Annotated in this window: 4 protein-coding genes; all 4 read left to right on the top strand. The window is 56.7% G+C overall.

The genetic code is table 11. From position 1 onward, the window contains the following. Nucleotides 1-158: 158 nt before the first annotated feature. Nucleotides 159-623, top strand: coding sequence for a hypothetical protein (locus tag JMV16_RS18090; protein ID WP_201495707.1), 465 nt, complete (start codon nt 159-161; stop codon nt 621-623). Nucleotides 624-775: 152 nt separating this feature from the next. Next, nucleotides 776-1,297, top strand: coding sequence for a hypothetical protein (locus JMV16_RS18085; RefSeq protein WP_201495706.1), 522 nt, complete (start codon nt 776-778; stop codon nt 1,295-1,297). 780 nt (nt 1,298-2,077) lie between these two features. Next, on the top strand, nt 2,078-2,452 hold the full coding sequence (locus JMV16_RS18080; protein ID WP_201495705.1) for a VOC family protein: 375 nt from the start codon (nt 2,078-2,080) through the stop codon (nt 2,450-2,452). A gap of 1,921 nt (nt 2,453-4,373) precedes the next feature. Next, on the top strand, nt 4,374-4,826 hold the full coding sequence (locus JMV16_RS24620; protein WP_201495704.1) for an energy transducer TonB: 453 nt from the start codon (nt 4,374-4,376) through the stop codon (nt 4,824-4,826). Nucleotides 4,827-4,934 lie beyond the last annotated feature (108 nt).

The following is a 4,934-nucleotide window of genomic DNA, read 5'->3' as shown; positions in this document are numbered from 1 at the left end:
CTAGATTCCTTCATGGCCCGTCTCCTTGCAAGTTCGCAACGACCTGACCGCCTGTCGGCCAGGTGCATTGGTGTAGCTCGGCACGCCAACGGCGCGCAACCTACGTCATTGCAGGGGACGGGCCGCCAGATTTCGCGAAGCCATTCTGTCTAGACCGCATGAAATCTGCACTCGAATCTGCTTCTCACTTTCACCCGGATGTTGGGTTGGGCCTTGAGCTTGTGGCGTATGAGCGCAAGGACGGCAGCTTCGACCTGTTTGCATTCGAACCTGCTGGATCAGTCCCAGAAATTGAGTCGGCGCGAATTGACTCAAGTCACATCTTTGTAGCCAACGCACCTAACAGAACTGAGGCGCAAGCTGCATCAGACTGCCTATGCGAGCGACTGGGTGAAGGATACCAACTCATTCAATTACTTGAGGAACATGGATCACGCGCCTTACTTGGAAGAGTTTTTGACACGCTACGGAAGAATGGCGTACAGCACCTTACCGTTGGTCAAATAGATTCCACCGCGAATTGGGGGCTTTATGGTCGTCGAAAAGACCTTACTGCTGCAAGGCAAGCCTTTGAGCAATTTTCAAAGCCATCTACTGAAATCAAAAATCAATCTAAAATATAGAGGCCAACGCATGCGGTCTAACCCCTCGCTCAAGCGGAGCGCCAACGGCAGGCCACCAAGCCCGGGCCGGTGGTACGCGGTACATTTTCACCGGCCCGGGATTGGCGTCCTACCGTTGGCACCCGCTTAGCTCGAACGTTAGGCTTCACAAAATGCTCCTGATGCGCACCCGCCCATTGGTCAACGCCTTGGCCAAAGGAGAGATTTCGGCCGAGCAACGTGCCTACTATCTGCTCGCGAGCTTCCTCGTATTCAACCTTGCCTACTACTCTGGCTTCGTTGCATCCGGCACCGTGCCCTGGACACCGCCCTACATCGCTGAGGCACTGGCCGTGATCCTGATCAACATCGTCGGCATAGTAGCCACGTTCGACGCGTCTGGCGGCAAGTCGAACAAGCAGTACATCATTGATTTCACCTGTCTATATGTCCCCGTTACTGTCACAACCTTATTGGCGTTCTGGGGCGTCTACTGGGTACTCCGAATTGGCTTTCACGAAGCAATCATTGCAGTGGCGCAGAGCAATATGCAGTTTGCCATAAACATGACTACGCTAGGGTTCGATGGTTTTTCAATGCTCGCGTTTGCGGCAACGATTGGTAGTCTTGTCGTTACCTACGTGAGGCTCACGAAGTTATTGGCCTTAGTTCGAGCCGAACGCGGTGAAGCCTAACCCCTCGGTCAAGCTGAGCACCAACGGCAGGCCACCAGGCCCAAGCCACAGGTACGGCGTACATTTTCTGCGGCTTGGGCCTGGCGTCCTGCCGTTGGCGCCAGCTTACCTCGAACGTTAGGCCTCGCAGAACACAATGACCAATTCCGACTGGATCGCTATACTTGCGCTAGCTGTCGCCTCAATCAGCTTAGTCGTCTCAACGTTCTTCAGCTTCCGAGACCGAGCAAATCCGGTTGCGAAAAGCGAGTTTCTCCCGAGCTGGGACGAAAATCCTGCTCAGGTTCGGGTCACAATCGTCAACTCAGGCAGACGACCATTGATTCTTCGGCTATGGGCAGGTGCGGAAACGAAAGAGAAGTGGGTTGGTACGTTCTTGGGCAAGGACGGCCGTGGACTCCGTCTTGGAGAGCACGAGAGACATGAATTGAGCATCAAGAAACATGACCTACTATCGTCCACTCCCGAAGAAGACGTACAGATACAGGACATTTGGTTCGAAGACACACTTGGCCGCAGGCACTCAGTCAAGGCCGCCAAGACAAATATCTCAAAGTTATGGGCAACGTGAAAGCGAGGCCTAACCCCTCGCTCAAGCGGAGCGCCAACGGCAGGCCACCAGGCCCGGGCCGGTGGTACGCGGTACATTTTCACCGGTCCGGGCCTGGCGTCCTGCCGTTGTCGCCCGCTTAGCTCGAACGTTAGGCCGCAGAAGCCGAGCACTTTCACCCGCTCAGCCCTCAAGACAGCAACCCCGCGCCTCCGCCACAAAGAAGCCCGATGGAACTGCAAACAGCCCGAGTGTTCGTCAACAACCTTGCCGCAGCAAGGCATTTCTATGCGGAGCTACTGGGTCTCCCAATCAAGGCCGATGGGAGCACGTACGGCTACTGCGTCTTCAAGGCGGGCAGCACTGATCTTGTAATCGAGTCGGTTGCAGAAGACGCACCGCACGAAGAGAAGGTCTTGGTTGGGCGCTTCACAGGGTTGTCGTTCACGGTTCAAGACGTAGTGGCCAAGCATCAGGAGCTCGCGGCACGCGGTGTGTCCTTCACAGGGCTACCCGAAAAGCAGCGATGGGGCGGCATCCTTGCAACACTGCAAGACCCAGCTGGAAATGAGCTACAAGTTGTCCAGCACCCCGCTGCGGCCTAACCCCTCGCTCAACCGGACCAGCTACGGCAGGCCACCTTGGCCCGAACTGAGGTACGCGGTACATTCTCTCAGTTCGGGCCAAGGCGTCCTGCCTCCGCTGGCCGGTTAGCTCGAACGTTAGGCCACGCAAATACACCTACCGCGGCTGCTTTCGCGACATCCACCAGCCGCATTAAATGCATCCGCTCATCACCATCGGCGCGACTCAGAAGGCGACCAAATTGCGCGAGCAGATGCCTCATCTCAAGGCAGTACGAGTATTCACGCTGAAGCCCACATCACAAGTGAAAATCAGTCACAACTTCCACCACTACGCCGAGAATTTAACCGGCCAGCTCTTTGGCGTCACCGCCTACACCTCGCCTGCGCAGCACCAAGGAAAGACACCCAGCCTGGCCAGCAGTCGCAACTCAGAAACGTTTGCGTCCTCGTGTTGGGCGCCTGGTCCAGGCAGAAGCTGGTCGTCCCGGCAGTGCCACCAAATCAACTCAAGACAAGGCGGGCAACACCGGCAGCCAAATGCGTGGCCTAACACGTCGCTCAAGCTGAGCCCCAACGGCAAAACACCAGGCCCCGGCCACAGGTACGCTGTACATTTTCTGTGGCCGGGGCCTGGCGTTTCACCGTCGGTGCCAGCTTAGCTCCCACGTTAGGCGTCGCAAATTGCATCGGTTCCCTTTCTTCGTAGCGTTGATATCGTTACTCGCTGTCGCGCAAGGCTGCAACAGTGACAGCCCACCAGCCTATGTTTATGTGCTGGCGTCGCCGCAATCAGTCTCGCTCGCCGCCTCGGCTAATTCGAGTCGCGTACGCGTAGGCGAGTCAATAGTGCTGCACGCCAAGCGTCAAACTTCTGGCAGTTGGACGCGAATTCAAGCGAAGGATCTACAGACCAATCAGTGTTGGATGCGCGCAATTCCACCCACAGATGAACTAGAGGTTGCAGATAATGTGCTCTGGCGCGCAACTCCAGCGAGCGGAGTGAAGTTCAACATTAACTTCAGAGCAAATCGAACTCGTGAAGTGATAATGGCAGATCCAGGCATATATATCTTCAATGCAAGCACTGGTGTCTGGTGCGAACTCGGAAGAAGCGTCAATGCACCCCCAGTACAGGTCAAGGTTGAAGGAAATTGACTACCGTACGAAAGCCTGCGACGCCTAACCCCTCGCTCAAGCGGAGCACCAACGGCAGGCCGCCAGGCCCGCGAAGCGCCTTGGTGTATTCTGCGCCTCGCGGGCCTAGCGTCCTACCGTCGGTGCCCGCTTAGCTCGAACGTTAGGCTTCACAAACTCGGCTTTCAGAACGCATGCACCTGTCGAAGACAACAACACCGAGGAAGGTCAGTCGCCCAGTAGTTGGCGCTGTTCTGGTCTTTGCTTTCGTGGCCCTGCTCTTCATCTTCGGAAAGCCACAGACTCAGAACTTCAGTTCCGAAGACAAGACGCAGATTCAACGCATAGCCAATGAACTCTGTGTGGCAGCCTCGGAGAATGCTTGTGAACTCTCTTGGGGAGGCAAGAGCAAATGGTTCGGAACTCTTGAACCTTCGAGCGCAGGCGTAGGCAAGGTGGGCCTGGATCACATTCGAAAGGCTCTGACGGCTCCACCGTGGCAAGAAAGCTCAGAATCGAACGGAGTCGTGTTCAGGACAAAGAGGTACGAGGTGTTCTATTCGTCAAGGTCGGGGGCGGTTTCAATAACAAGCGCGGCAGCAGAGGACACGCGGTGAAGCCTAACCCCTCGCTCAAGCGGAGCACCAACGGCAGGCCACCAGGCACGGGCCGGTGGTACGCGGTAATTTTTACCGGCCCGTGCCTGGCGTCCTACCGTCGGCGCCCGCTTAGCTCGAACGTTAGGCGTCACAAACTCAACGCCGTGCCGCCTCCCACAAATCAACTCACACCTGAGCTTGCCTTCATGTCCTGCAAGTCCCTCTTCCTCGTTCTGTCTGCGTCTTTAGCCAGCAGTAGCGCGACCGCCCAAAACCCTGCACAGTCACCAGCGCCCCCAGTAATCACGCGCCCCGCCAACGACTCCAAGATAGTTCAGCCTAGAGCCATATCTGGCACATGTCCTGCCTTAGCGTACCCACAGGAGGCGCGCAGGCTGGAGCTTGAAGGCCAGTTCCGCGCAAGGGTTGAGATCGGGCCCGACGGCAGCATCGTAGAGATCACCATTTACAAATCGTCTGGCCACAAGGCTCTCGATGAAGCTTCGCTTTCATATGTCCAGTCCTGCAAGTACAGTCCCGGCACTGTAGACGGGGAGCCAAGAAGGATGGGCCTCCCAGTTACCTACAATTGGAAGCTGGAGCCACCGGCTTCAGCAACCGCCCCGGCCTCAGCCGCACGTGAGCGACCGGGCGGATAGGTAACACTCTCTCTGGACGGATGGGTGACACTTGGTTGGAATTACAGCCGCACTGGCTGTTCTCTCGTTGATCTTAATTCAAGGCCCCTGCCAGGCCGCCGGAGGCCC

It is taken from the genome of Rubrivivax sp. A210, assembly GCF_904426505.1.
Lineage (GTDB): Bacteria > Pseudomonadota > Gammaproteobacteria > Burkholderiales > Burkholderiaceae_C > Rubrivivax.
The sequence above is the reverse complement of the archived record's forward strand: the minus strand, read 5'-3'. Positions and strand labels throughout refer to the sequence as shown.

Coding starts and splice junctions, on each gene's coding strand:
- JMV16_RS24620 (WP_201495704.1), top strand. CDS start 4,374: ATGTCCTGCAAGTCCCTCTTCCTCGTTCTGTCTGCGTCTTTAGCCAGC.
- JMV16_RS18090 (WP_201495707.1), top strand. CDS start 159: ATGAAATCTGCACTCGAATCTGCTTCTCACTTTCACCCGGATGTTGGG.
- JMV16_RS18085 (WP_201495706.1), top strand. CDS start 776: ATGCTCCTGATGCGCACCCGCCCATTGGTCAACGCCTTGGCCAAAGGA.
- JMV16_RS18080 (WP_201495705.1), top strand. CDS start 2,078: ATGGAACTGCAAACAGCCCGAGTGTTCGTCAACAACCTTGCCGCAGCA.